Here is a 21,494-nt window from a genome sequence, read left to right as displayed (position 1 = left end):
AACTGGTTTTTCTTAGTCTTAGTGGGCAACTTTTTCAGGATTGATATACGTTTCATGGCCATAAAAAAAATACTGCTCATGACCAGTTTATGTGGTGTTTCCATTTCGAGCTTTGCACTTGATTTAGTGGAAGCTTATGATCGTGCCAAGAAAAATGATCCCGCATGGCAGGCTAATGTATATCAATTCGAAGCAGATAAGCTCAATCTGGGGTTAGCCACGGGTAATTTGCTCCCCACTGTGACGCTCACAGGAAATATCACTCGTAATCATCAAACCACCAAACGTGGAGATTTTGGCGACTTAGGAGGAATAGAGGGTTCAGAAGAATTTTCCAATGCATTAATTAGTAATACTTCAACCCAAAAGCAAATTGCCCTAAATGCACGTCAACCTCTATTTCGTGTTGATGCTTGGGAAGGTTATAAACAGGTCAAGACATCGGTTTTACTCAGTGAAGTCACTTTAAAATTACAAAAACAAGAACATGTCTTAAATGTTGCACAGGCTTATTTTGATGTTTTACGACAACAATCTTTAACGGCTGCATATTTGCAGGAAGAAAAAGCTCTGCTTGAACAACTGAATATGATGAATGCCAAACTCACAGAGGGTTTAGTGGCACGTAGTGACGTCAGTGAGGCGGATGCACAATATCAAAATGCCCGTGCTAATCGGATTGGGGGACAAGTCCAATTAATGTTGGCTCAAGAGAAACTTAGCCAGTTTATTGGCACCTATCAAAATGAAAAACTGGCTGTGTTAACGGATGATTTTCAGTTTCAAAAGCCGTATCCAGCGCAAATGGATGCTTGGCTAACCTTAGCGCAAAGCCAAAATTTATCGATTCAACAGGCACGCTTACAACAACAATATGCCGATGATGCTCGCCGTGTGGAAAAAGCGGCCATTTATCCACAGATTGATGCGGTTGCCAGTTATGGTTATACCAAACAAACCCCAGAAACCCTGATTTCCAATGATGGCAAGTTTGATCAGATTGGGGTAGAAATGAACTGGAATCTCTTTAATGGTGGACGAACTCGAACCTCAATAAAAAAAGCACAAATGGAGCTGGGTAAAGCCCAGTTTCAGCTTGATTCAGCCAAACGTAATGCTGCGGTTGAAGTTAAACAAGCCTTTATGCAAGTACAAACCGATCAAGCCAAATTACAAGCACGAAAAGCAGCGATGGATTCTGCCGAGCTGGTCTCCCGTTCATCAAAAGCCAGTTATAACGAAGGTTTGAAAACCATGGTAGATGTACTTTTAGCACAGCGTAATGCCTTTAATGCCAGACAGGATTATTTGAATGCACAATACGACTATATCCTGAATGTACTCAAATTAAAGGCATCCGTGGGGCAATTAAATGAAAATGATTTGGTCGAGTTGAATCGCTGGCTGGTCTACAAAACGCAATAAAACGGCTAAAAAATAGTTTTTGTCATAAAACTTTCATGATGGATATGTTTTAATCACAGTCTATCTTGTTCGTTGACCCAATTTGTGTGGGAGGCTCCCTTGAGTCCAAGTAATCCTGTGTTAAGTCATCATATTTCTTCGCAATTCAATGAAGACTTGCAAGACGTCAACACTAAATTTATGACCATGGGTGGCTTGGTCGAACAACAGGTAGCCAATGCAATCCATGCTCTCTTGGATACCGATGTCAATATGGCACTTGATGTGCAGTTTAAAGACAATACGGTGAATCAATATGAACGTGATATCGATGAAGGGCTTACCTTGATCTTGGCACGTCGTCATCCCGCTGCGATTGACTTGCGTATGGTAATTGCCATGAGTAAAGCCAATACCGATTTGGAGCGTATTGGTGATGAAGCTGCTAAAATTGCCCGAATTGCCCAAAATCTGTGTGAAGAGGGTGGATCACCGCGCGGTTATATGGAAACCCGACATATTGGTAATCAGGTTCGCGTCATGATACATGATGCGCTGGATGCTTTTGCACGGTTGGATGCAGAGCAGGCATTGCAGGTATTACTTGCAGATGCTGATATCGATCGTGAATATCAGTCTGCAACACGAACCTTGATGACGTATATGATCGAAGATCCTCGTCATATTTCCCGTGTGATTAATGTGATGTGGGTATTACGCTCACTAGAGCGTATTGGTGATCATGCCCGTAATATTGCAGAACAAGTGATTTATATTGCCAAAGGTTTAGATGTCCGTCATACCCGAATCGAAGAAATTGAAGAAAAAGTTCATCGCGGATAAAATATTCTAAAGATTTTGCCTAAAAAAGACCTTGAAATCATTCAAGGTCTTTTTTTATTGAACTGTATGCCGAGATGCTATCCGACATTCTTTCGGTGATGCTTTACATCAAATATTTTTAAGATTCATCTGCTTTATACTGATGATTGTCTTAATTCACTGGCAAGGACAAATTGCGCTAGAAATAAAATGGATAAATTATCTAAGCAAAACGCATAAAAAAATCCCAGATTTCTTGGGGGGAGAAATCTGGGAAGAAAACATCGTAAGGCTGCATTGGGGGATGCTTATTGCCTTGCTATGGGATAAGTATATTAAGAAAAATTGAAAGAATCATGCAGAGTCTTGTGAGGCTATGTAATGTTATATGTCGCTGTGTAAGAAACGTAAAAGTAGTCACGGGACTACTTTTACAGGTATGCGGAATTCATTATTCTTATCTTAAGGGAAACTAAAGCGGTACTTTAATTTTTTCCATATCCCTACGAGCATAGCTCTTCGTCTTGCGCAAGGGTTCACTTCTCATATGCTTGCCTACGCGGACTTTGTCCTTGTCTTACAGAAAATTAAAGCGATGCTTTAATATTTCTCCTTACGAGCATAGCTCTTGGTCTTGCGTAAGGGTTCACTTCTCATATGCTTACCTACGCGGACTTCGTCCTTGTCTTACAGAAAATTAAAGCGATGCTTTAATTTTCTTCAGGCTTCCAACCTTCGGCTTTTTCTACGCTTTCATCATTGTTGAAAAACTTTTCACGTTGCTCTTCCAGAAACTTTTTGGCTTCTGGCTCAAACACATTTAAGCGTTTTTCATTAATCAAAGTAGTTTGGTGTTGCAACCATTCTTGCCAAGCTTGCTTGGAAACATGCTCAAATAGCTCCTGACCTTTGGCTCCCGGAAACGGTGCGAAGTCCAGACCTTCCATTTCTTTTTGATATTTAATACAAAATACTTGGCGGCTCATGAGATTTCCTTAAGCGTAAAGTTGTTCAAGACGTTTTTCGGCACGTGCAATCGCAGCAGTCACCTGTTTTGGAGAAGTTCCCCCAATATGGTCACGTGCATTCACAGAGGCTTCTAGCGTTAATGCTTTATCAAATACATCGGCACTAATTAAATCTGAGAATTGCTGAAGTTGTTCAAGGCTCAGTTCAGATAAATCTTTATCTTCCTGTACGCCTAGAGCCACAGCTTTACCCACAATTTCATGGGCATCACGGAACGCCACGCCTTTTTTCACCAGATAATCTGCAAGATCAGTGGCAGTTGAAAAACCACGTAATGCAGCTTCACGCATAATTTCGATATTGGGAACCAGTGCAGGAATCATGTCTGCAAATGCCATGAGTGAACCGCGGACGGTATCAATTGCATCAAAAAGCGGTTCTTTGTCTTCCTGATTGTCTTTGTTATAGGCCAATGGTTGACCTTTCATCAGCGTTAATAGGCTGATCAAATCGCCAAATACACGACCTGATTTGCCACGAATTAACTCTGGTACATCAGGATTTTTCTTCTGCGGCATAATTGATGAACCTGTACAGAAGCGATCTGGAATATTCACAAATTTAAATTGAGCGGATGTCCATAAAATCAATTCTTCAGACATACGCGACAAATGCATCATAATCAACGCTGCCGCAGCATTAAATTCAATGGCAAAATCACGATCAGAAACGGCATCCAGTGAGTTTTCAGACACAGCTTCAAAACCTAAAAGTTCAGCAGTATAAGCACGATCAATCGGGTAGGTGGTTCCTGCCAGTGCAGCAGACCCTAATGGCATGCGATTAACCCGTTTACGACAATCCTGTAAACGCTCTGTATCGCGAATCAACATTTCAAACCATGCCAATAAATGATGACCAAAGGTTACAGGTTGCGCGGTTTGCAAATGAGTGAAACCGGGCATGATGGTATGAGTATTTTTTGCTGCAAGTCCAAGTAAGCCTTTTTGTAAGCGCTCTAAAATCGATAAAATATCGTCAATTTCATCGCGCAGATATAAACGAATATCTGTTGCGACCTGATCGTTACGGCTACGACCTGTATGGAGCTTTTTACCTGTAATTCCAATGCGTTGAGTTAGGCGCGACTCAATATTCATATGCACATCTTCTAAGTCGATACGCCACTCAAACTGACCTGCTTCAATTTCAGATTGAATCGCAGTTAAGCCCTGAATAATGTCGTCACGTTCACCCTCGGTGAGTACTCCGACTTTGGCCAACATCGTGGCATGTGCAATTGAACCTGCAATATCCTGCTTATAAAAACGTTGGTCAAATTGTACAGATGCGGTAAATTCAGCAACAAACGCATCTGTCGCTTCATTAAAGCGACCGCCCCACATACCAGAGGTCTGGTTCTGGGCAGATGAATGAGGGGAATTTGAAGATGTGGTCATGTCGGCTCGATAAAAAAAAGCGAAAAATAAAAAAGAGTATAACAAATTCCTCAAGGCTTGCCGATGCCCAGAATTCAATGGATTTAGCTCGACACAATCACCTATCGGGCAGCTCCTTTTTTTTTAGCAAAATTGGTCAATGGCAACATTTATTGGAGTTAATGGTCGCCAGTAATGTACTGGCCATGGTGCTGGCGCTAGCTGAGGCGGGTTCATGGCAGGCTTTACAAGGCTTGCGATTATTACAATACGTTTTTTTTATCAATTGGGTGGTGTTGTCTTTTTCAGCGATTCTGGATCGGTTTCAGGATTTTTTTAATCGTATTAATCAAGTGACTGCGTTACTGATTGGCTTTATTTTATTGCAAGTCATTGTGGTCTTAACCACGTGCATTGCCAATCTGCTGCAACACTGGGGGAGTTATTTTAACTTACATCAGTTTAATCGCGATTTGTTATTGGCAGGTGTGGGCATGCATTTAAGTTATGGCATTTTGCTCGGTGCATTTTGCCTGCGTTATATGTATGTGCGTGATCAATGGTTAAATCAACAATACAGTGAACTGAATGCCCGCATACAAGCTATGCAAGCGCGTATTCATCCACATTTTCTGTTCAATAGTTTAAATAGTGTGGTCAGCTTAATCAGTCTGGATCCAGATAAAGCAGAAAACATGCTGATCAGTTTGTCTAAACTGTTTCGTGCCAGTTTGCAGCAACTTAAATTGGTTAGTTTGAATGATGAAATTGAACTTTGTCGACAATATTTATTTATCGAACAAATTCGATTAGGTGATCGATTTCATGTAGAGTGGAAAATTCCGTATAGTGTTCAACAACTTAAAACCATACAAATTCCATTGTTAACCTTGCAGCCTTTGCTTGAAAATAGTATTTTTCATGGAGTTGAGAAAATCGGTGGAGCATGTCAAATTGGTGTATTGGTTGAAATATTGCAAAATCAAGTCAGTATAGTCATTACCAATCCATACAGTCACGATACAATAAAAAGCAGAGAAGGACACGGTATTGCTATAGACAATGTGAAACAGCGTCTTCGGGCGTATTATGGAAATACGGTCAAGTTTCAAACCTATAGCGCACCTGGGTTGTATACCACGGTGGTGAGTTACCGATATCAGACAAACAATAATAAGTCAGGGTTAACCGATTAAAAATGAATTAAACCAGTTAACGCGACAAGGAGAAAGAATGAGGATCTTAATCTGTGATGATGAACCTCTTGCTGTTGAACGATTGTCACGCTTGGTTACGCAATTGGGGCATCAAGTGGTTGCGACGGCTACTCATGGGCAGGATGCTTTAGATCTGGTCGAACAATATGAACCAGATGTGGTCTTGCTCGATATTCAAATGCCAGAAATGGATGGCTTGTTTTGTGCAGAGCAAATCAGTCATTTTGACCCTATGCCTGCAATTGTCTTTTGTACGGCTTATGATGATCATGCGCTGGAGGCCTTTAAATCTCAGGCTAAAGGTTATTTGCTCAAACCCATTTCTCAGCAAGATTTGCAGCAGGTTTTAGATCACTTAACCAAGTTAACTCAAGCTCAATTGAGCACAATAAAACAAAAAGAAGATATGGACGACGTGAAAATACAACGACATCAAATTACAGCCAAAACTTATCGTGGGGTAGAACTGATTCCGATTGAAAATATTTATTATTTTCTGGCAGATCAAAAATATGTCACGGTACGCCACAAAAATGGCAGTGTCCTCATCGATGAAACCTTAAAAGAACTTGAACAGGAATTTTCCGAGCGTTTTATTCGTATTCATCGTAATGCATTGGTTTCGGTTGATTATCTGGAAGGCCTTGAACTGGTCACTTCGGGTCAATATCAAGTCCGTTGTCGTGAGGTGAGCGAGCGTCTTTCTGTCAGCCGTCGCCACTTGCCCCAATTACGCGAACGTATGCAAAAACTCTAAAAAGACCGCAACTTTAAGCGCTTGTAGATTTGTTTAACTTAGATTTTACTTGCAATTTTAAAAGATCGGGTTAAGTTTAGAGTTTGTTTTTAACTGATCCAAGATTTATGCAGACCTTGAAAATTGCGACTCGACAAAGCCCGCTTGCTTTATGGCAAGCAGAACATATTCGTGCTCGATTACAGGAACTTTATCCTGACCTAGAGGTGGAGCTGGTCAAATTTGTGACGCAAGGCGATAAAATCTTGGATACTCCGTTAGCAAAGATTGGCGGTAAAGGTTTATTTGTCAAAGAATTAGAAGCGGCATTACTCGATGGCCGTGCTGATCTGGCGGTTCACTCCATGAAAGATGTACCAATGCATTTGCCTGAAGGTTTGTGCTTGCCTGTGATTTGTGAGCGCGAAGATCCTTTTGATGCTTTTGTATCCAATCACTTTGTTCATTTTGAGGATTTACCTCAAGGTGCGCGAGTTGGTACATCAAGTTTGCGCCGTAAATGTCAAATTTTAAAACAACGTCCAGATTTAACCATTATTGATTTACGTGGCAATGTCGGCACACGCTTGTCCAAACTGGATGAGGGTCAATATGATGCGATTATTCTGGCCAGTGCTGGACTGAAACGTTTAGGCTTAGAAAGCCGTATTCGACATGCTCTTGCGCCTGAAATTAGTCTGCCAGCGGTGGGGCAAGGCGCATTGGGGCTGGAGTGTCGTGCAAATGATCAGACTGTTCTGGACTTAATTCAACCTTTATTAGATGAGCAAACTTGGCATTGTGTTCGGGCAGAACGTGCTTTTAATGCGTATTTAGAAGGGGGCTGCCAAGTCCCAATCGCAGGGTATGCGACTTTAGATGGGAATCAAATTTCGATTGAAGGTCGTGTAGGCAGTGTGGATGGCCAGACTTTACTTTGCGCACAGCAATCGGATCATACTGAACACGCCGAGCAGTTAGGTATCCGCTTGGCGCAACAACTTTTGCAACAGGGTGCAGGAGAGTTGTTGAGTGCATTGCATTAATTGAGAGTACTTGGATTATATTGCCATGTTATTTATCAATACTCGTCCTAAAATTCGCGCTGAAAAACTCAATCAGTCTTTAACAGCTGAAGGATATGAGGTCATTGATTATCCTTTGTTGGAGTTGATTGAATCTCCTTATTCGGATGAGTTATCTGGACTTTATCAACAGCTTGCCAAGACGCAAGTGATTGTGGTGGTGAGTCCGACTGCGGCTGAAATTGGTTTACGTTATTTACATCTTTCGGGCGTTGAAATTGAACAGCTTAAGCATATTCAATGGGTTGCAGTTGGACAACGTACTGCAGATTATCTTGCGCAATCTCAAATTTACGCTGAAGTGCCTGCCATTGAAACATCAGAGGGCATGTTACAGCTTGAGATGTTTAGATCCAATTCCGAGCTAAAACGAATCGCATTCTGGCGAGGTGAGGGCGGTCGTCAATTTATGATGCAACATTTGCAGACACAAGGGGGTGAAGTCTTAAATTTTGTGTTATACAGCAGACGTTGCCCTGCGGAGGCAACGGAGCATCTTGCTCAGCTAACATCTAGAATATCCGCAGAGCAGCAAAAAGTATGGGTCTTAATCAGTAGTGAAGCAAGTTGGCTCAATTGGTTAGAATTACTCAAAGCCTTGCCATCACACTGTCATCAGTGTTGTTATATGGTATTGGGCGAACGTTTATTTCACATATTACAGACATATCAACATCAGCAAAATGCGTATTATTCGGTTTGCCGTGTGGATGACTTAAAACCTGAAACCGTGTTAGCGCAATTAAAGCAAAATGAAGGACGTTTATGAGGAAATTTATTGGGTTGATCGTGATTTTGGCTTTGCTGTGGCTAGCGAAGTTAAGTTATGACTCGTATCTGCTTTCTCAGCGTTTTGATCTTCTTCAGCAAAATATCACTCAGATGGAACAAAATAATGCCAACCTGAATGATCATTTGGTTGCGTTACAACGTCAATTTACGAATCCTGCTGATCAGTCTTCTACTGCAAGTGAACCAGCGCCATCTGCCGCTATTCATACCGCCTTAAATCCAGTGATATTGGTTAAACAACAATTAGAACTCGTGCAGTTTGCCTTACAACAGCATCAATATATTTATGCTGTTGATAAACTCAATCAGTTAAATCAGTCCTTGGCTAACTATACCCTTGCTCCTGCTTTAGAACGCAGCTTGCATGAAAGTATTACTAAAGATAAACAAGCCATTCAGCAATTTGTGATTTCCAAAAATCAGCAACAACAAAGCTTTGATGATCTGATTCAGTTGATCGATCAAGATTTGCAAATGGCACAAGAAAATACCCATGTAGAACTGAAAAGACAGCAACAACAGCATTTTTGGCAAGGTTGGTTTCAGTTGCAACGTGTCGATCGTGCTCCCGCAGAATTGATTAATCGACGGATTATTTTAAAAGAAGTACAACTACGTCTATTATTGGCTCGTCAGGCGATTAACGATGGACATTTAACTGAATATCAGCATGTTTTAAGCATGGCGATACAGCAATTGGCACAGCTTCCAGATCAATCTAGCCAAGATTTAAAACTTCGACTGGAAAAACTGAAACAACTTCCTGCGCTTCCTGTACCGAAACTCATCACACTTGAATTATTGGGCTAAGGAGCAACTATGCGCGTATTACTCCAGACTTATGCCTTAATCGCTTTGTGTGTATTGGCCTTACTCAGTGTGTTGAGTTATGGCTATGGGGCGGGTTATGTCTATATTTATTGGCGTGACTGGCAACTACAAACCAATGTCTGGATATTATTGCTGTTGATGGGAGCGTTGAGTCTATTCGCGCAATTCATCTGGATGGCCGTCCGACGATATTTACATCGTGAACAGCGTAAACTGGAAACGGTTTTTAATTTTTCGCATTTGCACCCGTATGAACAATTAGGGGTCATTTGGTTGTTGGAAGCAGCAAAAGATCAGCAAAGTTTTGTCAATCAGGTATTTGAAAAATCGGGTTTACTCAAGGGGATTGTTGAGGCCAAGCTGTTATTTCAAAATGGACAATATGATCAAGCTTTGCATGCGCTCAATGATACCTCGCCGATGGCATTTGAATTGGCTGAATTGCAACGAATAGAACTCCTTCTGGCGCAAGGTGAAACTGAACAGGCTCTTACCCATTTGGAGTTTTTACAACAGCATCAATTATCTCCGTGGTTGAAACAGGTTGAACAAGCCTATCAACATCGTATCACTGCATTGTGGGGACAGTTGGCATTACAGCAGCCTTGGGTGTATTTGCGCTCGCACAAGTACGGACATTTAGATCCGCAAAGTCGTGATCTGTGGTTACAACAACTTTTAACTCAGTTTGAACAGGCTTCTCTGGACGATTTGCAAGCACTTCAACAACGTTATCTGGACTTAGAGCAGGAAATTAAGACACGGCCTTATAGCAGTAAGCTGTTATGGCTTAAATTACTTGCGCGTTTACCCGATATGAGCTTGCCACATGAAATGTTGGCCCTACATTTGTTAAATGAACAATTTGATCGCGATGTATTTTATTTATGGTTTCAGCAACAGTTGTTAAAGCAAAATCCAGATTATCAGGATATTGAAGCTAAAATAGATCAATTTGAACAGCGTTATTTGAGTATGCCTATACTGACCTTTGCAAAATGGCATGTCTATATGGCAACACAGCGGTCAACGGAAGCCGAAAGATTATTAGCGTTGTATCCAAATGATGTTCTGATGAGTTATTTGCGGGTCAAGTCGCAATTGAATGAAAGTCAGATTCAACAATTAAATTTAGTCTTTGAAAATGATGCTAATTTTCTACAGTTTAAAATATGAGTTAGATGATGAATGAACTTGCACAATACCCTGTAATTCACGAACAAGCGGTGGCATGGGGCGATATGGATGCCTTTGGTCATGTCAATAATGTTTTATATTATCGATATATTGAAAGTGCACGGATTCGTTATTTAGATGCTTTAAATATTTTTGATGAAAAGATATATACCGTAGTTGCATCAAATCAGTGCAAATATTTAAGTCCAGTATTTTATCCTGATACCTTGAAAATAGGTGCGCGAGTTGAGGAGATTCGTAATAGTGCATTTAGAATGAGTTATCTATTATGGAGTACTACGCAGGAAAAAGTAGTCGCAACGGGAGAGGCAGTCATGGTGGTGGTTGATCCTATCCAGCTTGCTAAACAAGCGATTCCAGAGCATGTAAAACAGAAAATCCTCATGCTAGAGCAACAGGTAGGTCATCAGCTGAATACTTAATCTGTTTTTAAGTTTTAAATGAGATACAAATCAAGATGTAATGAGACTTCGATTATTAATGTCGAGCCAAGCGGATTTGATTCTTCGGAAAAAATTATATTGCTTGTTTAGGTTTTGTTGAAAAATCTAGAAATATGAAGGATATCCATAAGAGGCGATATCCTTTTTTATGGATATAGTACCTCAAGTGTTTTAATAGATTTGAACAAAAGTGGTTGCATAGATAATCACCTGCTGGATATCAGGGATTAGACAGAACAATATGTCTGCTCTTTCATCACAGGAAAAAACTAATTAAACTGAGGAAATAGAGTTTTAATTGCATTATTTATTAAACTAAGCCTAATTTTTTAATTTTTGCATGTTTTAATTAAACTTATACTTATAATGAAATTGTTAAGGTGTCAAAAGAATATAATGGTATTTGTAGTGTGTTGTTTAAAATTTTGCGTTAATACTTGATTAAGGTACTTAAACTAAAATATGATTAGTTTGAATTTAATTTAAATAATTAATTTTAAATTTTTTGTCTGAATCACATTTTGTATTTGTATATTGGAGTAGGTTTTTAATGAAACCAGATATTAGTGAACTTTCGGTTGATGAGTTAAAACGGTTGCAAGAAGAAGCTGAGGCATTAATTGCATCTAAAAAAGATCAGGCAATTGAAGATGCTTATAATCAAATTTTAGCAGTTGCTGAGGCAGTGGGCTTTACGGTTGAAGAATTACTTGAGTATGGTGAGCAAAAGCGTAAAAAAACTACGCGTAAAGCCGTTGAGCCGCGCTACCGTAATAAAAATAATCCAGAAGAAACTTGGACAGGTCGTGGTAAACAACCTCGCTGGCTTGTTGCTGAACTTGAAAAAGGTGCAAAACTTGAAGACTTCTTGATCTAGTTTTCATCTTTTTGTCACTCAATCAGTTTAAAGTGAGAAAAACCAAGCAAGAATGCTTGGTTTTTTTATAGAGTTGAATTGGCGATGTTGAAAAAGTATGCATAATGTCTAAAAGAGAAAAATCTCAACAGGGAAAGGCAGTTTGCATAAGTGGTAATGGCTGAATGAAAAAAAAATCGAAGCAAGTGACATGGTGGATATTTGCCGTTATTGCATTTTTAGTCTTTGTGGTTTTACAAATTCCTGCGAATTGGTTAATTTCAAAATTTTCTAAAAATAATCAAATCCTCAGCAATGTCAGTGGCAACATTTGGCAAGGGCAAGCGGATTGGCATCGTGGTAATTTACGTGGCTCTTTACACTGGAATACGCGTCCACTCGATTTAATGTTATTACGGGTCGCTGCCGATGTTGAAGTCCATAGCGGTAATACCCAGTTGAATGGGGTTTTGGGTTATGGTTTTGGTAAAAAAATTATTGTTCGTCAACTCAGTGGTCAGATTGCGCCAGAAACTTTAAAGTCGGTTGTAAACTGGCAATGGCCAGCCAATAGCATTCAACTCAGCGATGTAAAATTTAATTATCAAAAAGATCATGGATTTACTCAAAGCGAAGGACAATTACATTGGGGGGGCGGTGCGTTAACTTATACGTACGGGCAGCGTCAAGAGCGTATGGATATGCCATCATTACAAGGACAATTACAAGATGCAGATGGACGTTTGCAAATTGATATCCGCGATCAACGTAATCAAAAAATGGCAAACCTCGCTTTTGATCAAAATCTCATGCTCGATGCTCAACTCACGCAGCGATTACTGTTAAATGTGCCTTCGTATGAAGGTAAAGCTGGTTTGGATACTTTTGTTATTAGTACCCGTCAACCATTGTTCTCAGGTGGATTGTAATGAAAGCAATGTTTGAACGTATGCAACAGATGCCGTGGCACAAATTCGATAAATTATCGGCCTTGGTGCTCGTTCTTCTGATTTTATGGCTCTGCTGGAAATTGGCTTCGCTATTTTGGTGGGTGGTTGCGCCGCCACAAGCCATGCAGTTTGATCGTGTCGAACTCGGTTCTATGCAGGCACAGATTCCAAATATCACCAGTTTTTCATTATTCAGTGAGCCGACTGCAACGGCAACGAACAGTAATCAGAGTTTTGAATTGCAAGGCGTGATGATTGGCTATCCAAATCGGTTTTCTTCTGCTGTGATTAAAGTGAATGATAAAGCCGAGCGTTATCGTGTGGGCGATACAATTGATAATAGTGCTTATCAGCTGTCGGAAGTGTATTGGGATCATGTGATTTTGCGTCAAAGCAATGGAGCTGTTCAGGAAGTTCGTTTCAAAGGACTCGAAAATGGGCTTTATCAACCCATTGTACCACCCACACAAACTACGCCCACGACACCGACAGCTCCCGCAGCTACGCAAGGGCCTAATGCCATGATTGGGCAAGCAATTCAACAAATGCAGCAAAATCGGGATCAATATTTGCAAAATATGGGGGTCAGTGCTGCCAATGGATCAGGCTATGAGGTGACCGATCATACCCCTTCAGCACTACGAAATACGTTAGGGTTAAGACCTGGGGATCGCATTCTTTCAGTCAATGGACAGGCAGTGGGTCAAGGACAAAATGACGTACAACTGCTAGAACAAGTGAAGCGCGAAGGACAGGTCAAAATAGAAATAAAGCGTGGTGATCAAGTGATGACCATACAACAAAGTTTTTAAGTGATGTTGATCATCATAACGAGTTAGGAAAAAGAGCAGGCTATGGCTTTATTAAATCATCATCGTCCACTTTGGGCTTTACTGGCAGCCGCTCCAGTGATGGCAGCTATTAGTACAAGTGCCTTTGCACAAACATGGAAGATTAACTTACGCGATGCTGATTTAACTGCATTTATTAATGAAGTGGCGGATATTACAGGGAAAAACTTTGCGGTCGATCCGCGTGTTCGCGGTAACGTGACGGTTATTTCCAATAAGCCTTTAAATAAAAATGAAGTTTATGACCTATTTTTAGGGGTTTTAAACGTCAATGGCGTGGTCGCTGTTCCCTCTGGTAATACCGTGAAACTGGTTCCAGATAGCAATGTCAAAAACTCAGGTGTGCCTTATGATGCGCGCAATAGTGCACGAGGCGATCAAGTGGTCACTCGCGTGATCTGGGTGGAAAATACCAACCCGAATGATCTGATCCCTGCATTACGCCCATTGATGCCGCAATTTGCCAATCTGGCTGCCGTGCCAGGAACCAATGCACTTATTGTTTCAGATCGCGCAGCCAATATTGCTCAGCTTGAAACCATTATTCGTAATCTGGATGGTACTGGGCAAAATGATGTCGAAGCGGTTGCCCTACAAAATAGTCAGGCAGAAGAAATCATAGGTCTGCTGGAATCGATGAGTTCAACAGGTTCATCAAAAGATCTCAATGGTTCGCGTGTGCGGATTATTGCGGATACTCGAACCAATCGAATTTTGGTCAAGGGAGATACAGGCAGTCGTAAACGTATTCGTAATTTGATTGAAACACTGGATGTCCCTTCGGCTGACCGTTTGGGTGGTCTAAAGGTTTTTCGTCTCAAATATGCGAGTGCCAAGAATCTGGCAGAAATTCTACAGGGTTTGGTGACAGGGCAATCGGTTTCAGGCTCGAACAGTACTGGTCGTAATAGTGCTGCCAGCTCAAGCTCGAATAATAGTAATAATGCTATTAATGGCCTAATTAACAATCAGAATAATGGTTCGAACTCAGGTAGTAGCTCGATTTCAACGCCATCGATTAACTTAAACAGTGGCTCAAGTTCCAACCAAAATCAAAACTCAATTACCAGTTTTAGCAATAACGGTGTCAGCATTATTGCAGACAGCTCACAAAATGCGTTGGTGGTCAAAGCGGACCCACAGTTGATGCGTGAAATTGAATCCTCTATTCAACAACTGGATATTCGTCGTGAACAAGTATTGATTGAAGCTGCGATTATTGAAGTATCTGGCGATGATTCAGATCAATTGGGTATTCAATGGGCACTGGGTGATTTAAGTAGTGGGGTCGGGCTAATTAGCTTTGGCAATGTAGGCGCAAGTTTGGCTTCCATTGCGGCAGGTTATGCCAGTGGTGGTACCGCGGGTGCTGCTGCGGCCATTGCGGGTGGCACCAATAAAGGCAATGGGGCGACGATTGGGCTAGGGAATTTTGATTCACGTAAAGCCTATGGTGCGCTCATTCAGGCACTTAAAACCAATACTAAGTCCAATCTGTTATCGACTCCGTCCATTGTCACCATGGACAATGAAGAAGCTTATATTGTGGTGGGGCAAAACGTTCCTTTTGTTACGGGTTCGGTAACAACGAACAGTACTGGTATTAATCCTTATACTACTGTTGAACGTAAAGATGTAGGCATCACGCTTAAAGTTGTACCGCATATTGGTGATAATGGCACGGTGCGTCTGGAAGTGGAACAGGAAGTGTCTGCGGTTCAGGATAAAGGTGAAGCGACTGATTTAATAACCAGTAAACGTGCGATCAAAACGTCGGTGTTGGCTGAACACGGGCAAACCGTGGTATTGGGTGGTTTGATATCAGATAACACCTTGCTTTCGCGTCAAGGCATTCCAGGTTTAAGTAGTATTCCTTATGTGGGGCGTTTATTCCGTTCGGATGCACGCAGTAATGAAAAGCGTAATTTGCTGGTATTTATTCATCCCACCATTGTCGGGGATGCGGATGATGTACGTCGTATTTCGCAGCAACGCTACAATCGACTTTATAGCCTTCAGTTAGCGATGGATAAGGAGGGTAATTTCGCCAAGCTTCCTGAGAATGTTGAAAATATTTATCAACCTTCAACTCCGCAAGTGCTTGCACAAGCGCAGAATCCAAATTATCAGCAAGTTCCATCTTCGGGGCAAAATCAGGTTATTACCACGCCAGTTGCCGTTGAGCCTGCTGTGCAGCGACAATCTATTGCCTTACCTGCAAAAGAGGTTGAACGGACTAAAAATACCGTGACCACCACTACAGTACGACCGGCCTCTTAACAGGATTGGCACGAAATCGTATTTTGAGCATGTTATGATGTGATCAAATCAAAATTAGAGAGTTTAGTTATGACTTGGAAGTTACAGGCGATTACGGGTGAGTTTACGGGGCAGGAAATAAGTGTCGATCACGATTTACTGGTTGGACGTGGTCAGGATGCAGATCTGGTTTTACAAGCCGCTGAGGTTTCACGTAAACATGCAGCACTTCTGTTAAAAGATGATCAGCTTTGGGTGCAAGATCTAAACTCTTCAAATGGGACCTTTGTCAATGATTTGCGCATTGAGCAGGAAGTACAACTGCACGAAGGTGATATTGTTCAATTTGCAGGACTCAAATTTTCGGTTTTAGCACCAGCACAGCAAAATCAGGATTTGCCAGAAATTGAAGTAGAACCTGTGGCAGAGACATCAGAACAACAAGTACTCAAAACCCCAGCGCAACAAATGAATGATGCGGGGATGCCTAGCCTGACTGAACGTGCCGCAGAAACATCCGTTAGTCGTGAAGGTATGCCGCAGTCGGTTGGTGTGCCAAAACCTGCACCGATTCCAGAAGGTGCAGAGGTTAAGACCCAAGTCGAACCTGCACCAACGCCAATTGAGCAGCCTGTATCTCGAGTTGAGCAGGAAAAAGAGCAGCAAAAAAATGCATCTGTTGGGCTCATGACGGTGGTTGTGATTATTATTCTTGCAGTATTGGCTTGGCTATTTTTCAAATAAGCAGGCCTTGCCTTTGAGATTGAGGGCATGCATCGGCATGCCTTTATTTATTGAATATTTAAAAAATTGAAAGCAGGATATGTGATGTCATTGTTACAACTTGAACAGCGTAAACTCATTTTATTTGATTTGGATGGAACCCTAGTCGATACTGCCTCGGATATGTATCACTCTATGAATTTAAGTTTAGAGCAGGTCGGTTGGGCGGCGGTGACGGAAGTACAGGTTCGACAATGGGTGGGACAGGGTACAGGTAAACTTTGCGATGCCGTTTTGCAGTTTTTATTTGGTCAAATTGAGCCTGATAAACATCAACAACTCTTAAAAAAATATTTGGAAGTCTATGAACAGGAGTTATGTGTTTATAGCCGTGTATTTGATGGCGTACAGGTTTTTTTAGACACGTGTAAAAATCATCATATTGAGATGGCATGTGTCACCAATAAACCCGAGCATTTAGCCAAAGAGCTATTACAGAAATTACAGATCGATCATTATTTTTCTCTGGTCGTGGGTGGAGACAGTTTGGCATTACGTAAACCAGACCCTTTACCGTTATTGCATAGTATGCAAGTCTTCAATACTACGCAGCCACAAACCTTAATGGTTGGGGATTCGAAAAATGATATCGAAGCGGCTCGACGTGCAGGTATCGATTGTATTGTAGTCAGCTATGGCTATAATCATGGAGAGAATATTTACGATAGTGATCCGCAACAAGTGGTCGATCGTTTGGATCAATTATTGGTTTAAATCAAGTCTTTTATCAAAGAGTGAATAAGGAGTGTGGCATGAGTTTGGTTCAGGTTTTCCGATGGCGATAATCGCGTCTTTTATCAACATTATCGTGCTTAACTAGAAACCATTGAGAGAAATTCATGACAACACTTGCACAGTTTGAACAGTTAAAAGCTGCGGGCTATAACACTATTCCCGTTTATCGCCAGCGTTTGGCGGATACGGAAACCCCACTTTCTGTTTTTGCACGACTCAAAGATCATACCCAAGCGTATTTATTTGAATCGGTTGAGGGGGGCGAAAACTGGGCGCGTTACTCCATTATTGGTTTAGGTGAATCAACCGTTTTTTCCTGCAATGCAGGACAGCTCACTATTAAAAATGCACAAGGTCAAATCGAAACGCAGCAATGCGCTGATCCTTTTCAATATATTCGTGACTATCAAAGCCAGTTTAAAGTTCCTCCACATGCTTTGATTCCAGCATTACCGCAATTTACAGGCGGTCTGGTGGGATATTTTGGTTACGATGCGGTACGTTATATTGAGCCACGTTTAAATAATGTGCCTGAAGCTGATCCAGTCGGTTTGCCTGATATTTGGATGATGTTATCTAAAACCGTCATTATTTTTGATAATTTAAAAGATACACTTTTCTTAATCGTTCATGCCGATACACAAGATGAAGAAGCTTATCAATCCGCGCAAAATCAACTGGATTCTTTAGAAAGATTATTGGCAACCCCTGTCAGTTTGCAAGCCAAAGCGCACACCGCACCCCATTTTGAATCTTTAACAGGTAAAGACAACTTTTTGGCCTCTGTTGAAACTGTCAAAGAATATATCCGAGCTGGGGATGTGATGCAGGTAGTACCGGGGCATCGTATGGTCTCAGATTTTGATGGTGATGCTTTACAGGTATATCGTGCTTTACGTCATTTAAACCCATCGCCTTACTTGTTTTTGGTGCAGGGCAGAACGTTGACCGATGATCAACCTTTTCATATTGTCGGGTCTTCACCTGAAATCTTGTCCAGACTTGAAGAGGGTATTGCGACTGTGCGCCCACTGGCAGGCACACGGCCTCGTGGTAAAACCAAAGAAGAAGATCTGGCTTTAGAGAAGGAACTATTGAACGATGAAAAAGAAATTGCTGAACATTTGATGCTGATTGACTTGGGTCGTAATGATGTTGGGCGTGTCTCTAAAATAGGCAAAGTTCAAGTGACTGACCGTATGGTGATCGAGCGTTATTCACATGTGATGCATATTGTCTCGAATGTACAGGGTGAAGTGCGCGATGACATCGATGCTTTGGATGTCTTTAAAGCCACTTTCCCTGCGGGAACCTTATCTGGCGCGCCAAAAATTCGTGCGATGGAAATTATTGACGAAGTAGAGCCAGTAAAGCGCGGAATTTTTGGTGGGGCAGTGGGTTATTTGGGTTGGCATGGTGAGATGGACATGTCGATTGCGATCCGTACCTGCGTCATTCGTCATAATAAAGTCTATGTACAGGCAGGAGCGGGGTTGGTTGCGGACTCAAATCCTGAGTCAGAATGGAATGAAACCCAAATAAAAGCTCGCGCAGTGATCAAAGCGGTTGAATTATCGTCAAACGGATTGATTTTATGAGTTTTTAGCGGTTTTTTTAAAAAAACCGCTTGCATCGTTTCTGAGTTTTGCTAAACTGCACACCGTTCCGATACGAAACGTACGAAACACTAAGAGACGCCGGCATAGCTCAGTTGGTAGAGCAACTGACTTGTAATCAGTAGGTCCACAGTTCGAATCCGTGTGCCGGCACCATATTAAAGTGTGGCGTAAGTGAAGTAAAGAACTAACACTGAAAGTTAAGTGTGATATTGGTGAGATTCCCGAGCGGTCAAAGGGAACAGACTGTAACTCTGTCGCGTAAGCTTCGAAGGTTCGAATCCTTCTCTCACCACCATTAACTTCGATTGAAGTGGTAAATGTACCAACGCTGTGCGGGAGTAACTCAGTTGGTAGAGTGGCAGCCTTCCAAGCTGCATGTCGCGAGTTCGATCCTCGTCTCCCGCTCCATCGAAGGATTATCGCTCTTATAGCTCAGTGGTAGAGCACTCCCTTGGTAAGGGAGAGGTCTCGAGTTCAAATCTCGATAAGAGCTCCAGATACAGTTTGGTGAATGAAAATTCACAAAAATTTCAAAAGCAGGCTTATTAGTCTGCTTTTAAAGTATTGGGCGTCTGTTTTTTTAGACTAATGTCGATGTGCTGTGTAGCTTCGGTGCCTTTTGTAGCCTCTTGTAGCTTGCTTTCGACTTAAATGAGGATGATCATCATGGCTAAAGCCAAGTTTGAACGTAATAAACCACACGTAAACGTGGGCACAATTGGTCACGTTGACCATGGTAAAACAACTCTTACTGCTGCAATCGCAACAATCTGTGCGAAAACTTACGGCGGTGAAGCGAAAGATTACTCACAAATCGACTCAGCTCCTGAAGAAAAAGCACGTGGTATTACCATTAATACTTCACACGTAGAATACGATTCTCCAATTCGTCACTACGCGCACGTAGACTGCCCAGGTCACGCCGATTATGTTAAAAACATGATCACTGGTGCTGCTCAGATGGATGGTGCGATCCTTGTATGTGCTGCGACTGATGGTCCAATGCCACAAACTCGTGAACACATTCTTCTTTCTCGTCAGGTAGGTGTACCTTACATCATCGTATTCTTAAACAAATGCGACCTAGTAGACGACGAAGAGCTTCTTGAGCTAGTAGAAATGGAAGTTCGTGAACTTCTTTCTACTTATGACTTCCCAGGTGATGACACTCCAGTAATCCGTGGTTCTGCGCTTAAAGCGTTGGAAGGCGACGCTGGCGAATACGGCGAGAAATCAGTTCTTGACCTAGTTGCTGCACTTGACTCTTATATCCCAGAGCCAGAGCGTGCAATCGACAAAGCATTCTTGATGCCAATCGAAGACGTATTCTCAATTTCTGGTCGTGGTACAGTAGTAACTGGCCGTGTAGAATCAGGTATCGTGAAAGTTGGTGAGTCAGTTGAAATCGTGGGTATCCGTGATACTCAAACTACGACAGTGACTGGCGTTGAAATGTTCCGTAAACTGCTTGACGAAGGTCGTGCAGGCGAGAACTGTGGTGTGTTGTTACGTGGTACTAAGCGTGAAGATGTACAACGTGGTCAAGTATTGACTAAGCCAGGTGCGATCAAGCCACACACTAAATTTGACGCAGAAGTATACGTACTTTCTAAAGAAGAAGGTGGTCGTCATACTCCATTCCTAAATGGTTACCGTCCACAGTTCTATTTCCGTACCACTGACGTAACTGGTGCAATCCAGTTGAAAGAAGGCGTGGAAATGGTTATGCCAGGTGACAACGTAGAAATGTCAGTAGAATTGATCCACCCGATCGCAATGGACCCAGGTCTACGTTTTGCGATTCGTGAAGGTGGTCGTACTGTAGGTGCTGGTGTTGTTGCGAAAGTAACTGCATAATCACTTTATACGGTTGCAATTTTTGAGCCGAGAGTCTAGACTCTCGGCTTGTGTGTCCTAGGTCAGTAGTTCAATTGGTAGAGCGTCGGTCTCCAAAACCGAATGTTGGGGGTTCGAGTCCCTCCTGGCCTGCCACGTTATGACAAGCTTGATGCTGACTTAAGTGTCATATAATAAGTCGCGAGTTCAACGACGAGTAAAAAAATGTCGAATGATAAATCGCGTGACGCATTAAGCGACGCGCCAATCCCTCAAAGAAATAATTCTGCCGAAGTTGTCACTTCTGGTTCGCCGTTGGATATTGTACTGTGGGTGATTGCACTGGTACTTTTAGTTGGTGCAGCCATGGTGAATCAATATCTACCTGCGTATTGGCCGCCTGCAAATAGTGTTTGGGTGCGCGTTGGTGTAATTATCGCTTGTATCGTTGTTGCTTTAGGTTTATTATACGCCACCCATCAGGGTAAAGGCTTTGTTCGTTTACTTAAAGATGCGCGACTTGAGTTGCGTCGAGTAACTTGGCCAACAAAACAAGAAACCGTGACCACATCTTGGCAGGTTTTGTTAGTGGTTATTATTACTGCAATTGTATTGTGGTGTTTTGACTATGGACTGGGTTGGTTAATTAAGTTAATTATCGGATAAAAGA

General features: G+C 41.8%; 20 protein-coding genes and 5 tRNA genes. 23 read left to right on the top strand and 2 right to left on the bottom strand.

What is annotated here, in order from left to right; translation table 11 throughout:
- The first annotated feature begins 54 nt into the window (after nt 1-54).
- Nucleotides 55-1,425 carry a multidrug efflux outer membrane protein AbuO gene (abuO, locus tag I6L31_RS08900; protein WP_005001822.1) on the top strand — a complete coding sequence of 457 codons (1,371 nt, stop codon included), beginning with the start codon at nt 55-57 and terminating at the stop codon, nt 1,423-1,425.
- Nucleotides 1,426-1,524: 99 nt separating this feature from the next.
- Nucleotides 1,525-2,247 carry a phosphate signaling complex protein PhoU gene (phoU, locus tag I6L31_RS08895; RefSeq protein WP_005001828.1) on the top strand — a complete coding sequence of 241 codons (723 nt, stop codon included), beginning with the start codon at nt 1,525-1,527 and terminating at the stop codon, nt 2,245-2,247.
- A gap of 689 nt (nt 2,248-2,936) precedes the next feature.
- On the opposite strand, the gene I6L31_RS08890 is transcribed toward phoU, so the two are convergent.
- The gene (locus I6L31_RS08890; protein WP_005001831.1) at nt 2,937-3,212 is read right to left on the bottom strand and encodes an oxidative damage protection protein; all 276 of its coding nucleotides are present in this window, start codon (nt 3,210-3,212) and stop codon (nt 2,937-2,939) included.
- Nucleotides 3,213-3,221: 9 nt separating this feature from the next.
- Nucleotides 3,222-4,655: an argininosuccinate lyase gene (argH, locus tag I6L31_RS08885; protein WP_005001833.1), complete on the bottom strand. Its 1,434-nt coding sequence runs from the start codon at nt 4,653-4,655 to the stop codon at nt 3,222-3,224.
- On the opposite strand from argH, the gene I6L31_RS08880 reads away from it, so the two are divergent.
- From I6L31_RS08880 to secE, 21 genes are all read left to right on the top strand, one after another.
- Nucleotides 4,646-5,830 carry a sensor histidine kinase gene (locus I6L31_RS08880; RefSeq protein WP_035271777.1) on the top strand — a complete coding sequence of 395 codons (1,185 nt, stop codon included), beginning with the start codon at nt 4,646-4,648 and terminating at the stop codon, nt 5,828-5,830. The two genes, argH and I6L31_RS08880, sit on opposite strands and share 10 nt — an antisense overlap.
- Nucleotides 5,831-5,867: 37 nt before the next feature.
- Nucleotides 5,868-6,608 carry a LytR/AlgR family response regulator transcription factor gene (locus I6L31_RS08875; RefSeq protein WP_004995320.1) on the top strand — a complete coding sequence of 247 codons (741 nt, stop codon included), beginning with the start codon at nt 5,868-5,870 and terminating at the stop codon, nt 6,606-6,608.
- Between the two features lie 107 nt (nt 6,609-6,715).
- A complete protein-coding gene (hemC, locus tag I6L31_RS08870; protein ID WP_005001836.1) occupies nt 6,716-7,633 on the top strand; it encodes a hydroxymethylbilane synthase in 918 nt (305 codons plus the stop codon).
- 25 nt (nt 7,634-7,658) lie between these two features.
- Nucleotides 7,659-8,441, top strand: a complete 783-nt coding sequence (locus I6L31_RS08865) for a uroporphyrinogen-III synthase (protein ID WP_005001838.1) — start codon at nt 7,659-7,661, stop codon at nt 8,439-8,441.
- Entirely contained in the window at nt 8,438-9,274 is an 837-nt protein-coding gene (locus I6L31_RS08860; RefSeq protein ID WP_005001840.1) for a hypothetical protein, read from the top strand. The genes I6L31_RS08865 and I6L31_RS08860 overlap by 4 nt, the downstream gene beginning before the upstream one ends.
- Before the next feature lie 9 nt (nt 9,275-9,283).
- A complete protein-coding gene (locus tag I6L31_RS08855; protein ID WP_005001843.1) occupies nt 9,284-10,471 on the top strand; it encodes a hypothetical protein in 1,188 nt (395 codons plus the stop codon).
- A gap of 8 nt (nt 10,472-10,479) precedes the next feature.
- Complete coding sequence (locus I6L31_RS08850) at nt 10,480-10,914, top strand: acyl-CoA thioesterase (protein WP_005001845.1); 435 nt, start codon at nt 10,480-10,482, stop codon at nt 10,912-10,914.
- A 571-nt stretch (nt 10,915-11,485) separates the two neighbouring features.
- Nucleotides 11,486-11,812 carry an H-NS histone family protein gene (locus tag I6L31_RS08845; protein WP_004995304.1) on the top strand — a complete coding sequence of 109 codons (327 nt, stop codon included), beginning with the start codon at nt 11,486-11,488 and terminating at the stop codon, nt 11,810-11,812.
- Between the two features lie 164 nt (nt 11,813-11,976).
- Nucleotides 11,977-12,720 carry a type II secretion system protein N gene (gspN, locus tag I6L31_RS08840; protein WP_005001846.1) on the top strand — a complete coding sequence of 248 codons (744 nt, stop codon included), beginning with the start codon at nt 11,977-11,979 and terminating at the stop codon, nt 12,718-12,720.
- A complete protein-coding gene (locus I6L31_RS08835) occupies nt 12,720-13,553 on the top strand; it encodes a type II secretion system protein N (RefSeq protein ID WP_005001848.1) in 834 nt (277 codons plus the stop codon). Before gspN ends, I6L31_RS08835 begins: the two co-directional genes overlap by 1 nt.
- Before the next feature lie 42 nt (nt 13,554-13,595).
- Complete coding sequence (gene gspD / locus I6L31_RS08830) at nt 13,596-15,872, top strand: type II secretion system secretin GspD (RefSeq protein WP_005001849.1); 2,277 nt, start codon at nt 13,596-13,598, stop codon at nt 15,870-15,872.
- Nucleotides 15,873-15,941: 69 nt separating this feature from the next.
- Nucleotides 15,942-16,595, top strand: a complete 654-nt coding sequence (locus I6L31_RS08825) for an FHA domain-containing protein (RefSeq protein ID WP_005001850.1) — start codon at nt 15,942-15,944, stop codon at nt 16,593-16,595.
- Between the two features lie 84 nt (nt 16,596-16,679).
- On the top strand, nt 16,680-17,348 hold the full coding sequence (locus I6L31_RS08820) for a phosphoglycolate phosphatase (protein WP_005001853.1): 669 nt from the start codon (nt 16,680-16,682) through the stop codon (nt 17,346-17,348).
- A 125-nt stretch (nt 17,349-17,473) separates the two neighbouring features.
- Nucleotides 17,474-18,967: an anthranilate synthase component I gene (gene trpE / locus I6L31_RS08815; RefSeq protein ID WP_005001857.1), complete on the top strand. Its 1,494-nt coding sequence runs from the start codon at nt 17,474-17,476 to the stop codon at nt 18,965-18,967.
- Nucleotides 18,968-19,065: 98 nt separating this feature from the next.
- Nucleotides 19,066-19,141: transfer RNA gene (locus I6L31_RS08810), tRNA-Thr, on the top strand.
- A gap of 58 nt (nt 19,142-19,199) precedes the next feature.
- A tRNA-Tyr gene (locus I6L31_RS08805) sits at nt 19,200-19,283 on the top strand.
- Between the two features lie 37 nt (nt 19,284-19,320).
- Nucleotides 19,321-19,396 (top strand) — tRNA-Gly (locus I6L31_RS08800).
- Nucleotides 19,397-19,409: 13 nt separating this feature from the next.
- Nucleotides 19,410-19,484: transfer RNA gene (locus I6L31_RS08795), tRNA-Thr, on the top strand.
- A gap of 170 nt (nt 19,485-19,654) precedes the next feature.
- A complete protein-coding gene (gene tuf, locus I6L31_RS08790) occupies nt 19,655-20,845 on the top strand; it encodes an elongation factor Tu (protein ID WP_004991043.1) in 1,191 nt (396 codons plus the stop codon).
- Nucleotides 20,846-20,904: 59 nt separating this feature from the next.
- Nucleotides 20,905-20,980 (top strand) — tRNA-Trp (locus I6L31_RS08785).
- A gap of 69 nt (nt 20,981-21,049) precedes the next feature.
- Nucleotides 21,050-21,490, top strand: coding sequence for a preprotein translocase subunit SecE (gene secE, locus I6L31_RS08780; RefSeq protein WP_004995290.1), 441 nt, complete (start codon nt 21,050-21,052; stop codon nt 21,488-21,490).
- Nucleotides 21,491-21,494: the final 4 nt, after the last annotated feature.

It is taken from the genome of Acinetobacter septicus (assembly GCF_019355975.1).
Classification (GTDB): Bacteria; Pseudomonadota; Gammaproteobacteria; order Pseudomonadales; family Moraxellaceae; genus Acinetobacter; species Acinetobacter ursingii.
Note: the sequence above shows the minus strand (reverse complement) of the source record. Positions and strands in the feature narration are given on the sequence as shown.

Bases quoted from the DNA above. Each gene is read 5' to 3' on its own strand.
- abuO (WP_005001822.1), top strand. From the start codon at position 55: ATGGCCATAAAAAAAATACTGCTCATGACCAGTTTATGTGGTGTTTCC.
- I6L31_RS08890 (WP_005001831.1), bottom strand. From the start codon at position 3,212: ATGAGCCGCCAAGTATTTTGTATTAAATATCAAAAAGAAATGGAAGGT.
- I6L31_RS08880 (WP_035271777.1), top strand. From the start codon at position 4,646: ATGTGGTCATGTCGGCTCGATAAAAAAAAGCGAAAAATAAAAAAGAGT.
- argH (WP_005001833.1), bottom strand. From the start codon at position 4,655: ATGACCACATCTTCAAATTCCCCTCATTCATCTGCCCAGAACCAGACC.
- I6L31_RS08875 (WP_004995320.1), top strand. From the start codon at position 5,868: ATGAGGATCTTAATCTGTGATGATGAACCTCTTGCTGTTGAACGATTG.
- hemC (WP_005001836.1), top strand. From the start codon at position 6,716: ATGCAGACCTTGAAAATTGCGACTCGACAAAGCCCGCTTGCTTTATGG.
- I6L31_RS08865 (WP_005001838.1), top strand. From the start codon at position 7,659: ATGTTATTTATCAATACTCGTCCTAAAATTCGCGCTGAAAAACTCAAT.
- I6L31_RS08860 (WP_005001840.1), top strand. From the start codon at position 8,438: ATGAGGAAATTTATTGGGTTGATCGTGATTTTGGCTTTGCTGTGGCTA.
- I6L31_RS08855 (WP_005001843.1), top strand. From the start codon at position 9,284: ATGCGCGTATTACTCCAGACTTATGCCTTAATCGCTTTGTGTGTATTG.
- I6L31_RS08850 (WP_005001845.1), top strand. From the start codon at position 10,480: ATGAATGAACTTGCACAATACCCTGTAATTCACGAACAAGCGGTGGCA.
- I6L31_RS08845 (WP_004995304.1), top strand. From the start codon at position 11,486: ATGAAACCAGATATTAGTGAACTTTCGGTTGATGAGTTAAAACGGTTG.
- gspN (WP_005001846.1), top strand. From the start codon at position 11,977: ATGAAAAAAAAATCGAAGCAAGTGACATGGTGGATATTTGCCGTTATT.
- I6L31_RS08835 (WP_005001848.1), top strand. From the start codon at position 12,720: ATGAAAGCAATGTTTGAACGTATGCAACAGATGCCGTGGCACAAATTC.
- gspD (WP_005001849.1), top strand. From the start codon at position 13,596: ATGGCTTTATTAAATCATCATCGTCCACTTTGGGCTTTACTGGCAGCC.
- I6L31_RS08825 (WP_005001850.1), top strand. From the start codon at position 15,942: ATGACTTGGAAGTTACAGGCGATTACGGGTGAGTTTACGGGGCAGGAA.
- I6L31_RS08820 (WP_005001853.1), top strand. From the start codon at position 16,680: ATGTCATTGTTACAACTTGAACAGCGTAAACTCATTTTATTTGATTTG.
- trpE (WP_005001857.1), top strand. From the start codon at position 17,474: ATGACAACACTTGCACAGTTTGAACAGTTAAAAGCTGCGGGCTATAAC.
- tuf (WP_004991043.1), top strand. From the start codon at position 19,655: ATGGCTAAAGCCAAGTTTGAACGTAATAAACCACACGTAAACGTGGGC.
- secE (WP_004995290.1), top strand. From the start codon at position 21,050: ATGTCGAATGATAAATCGCGTGACGCATTAAGCGACGCGCCAATCCCT.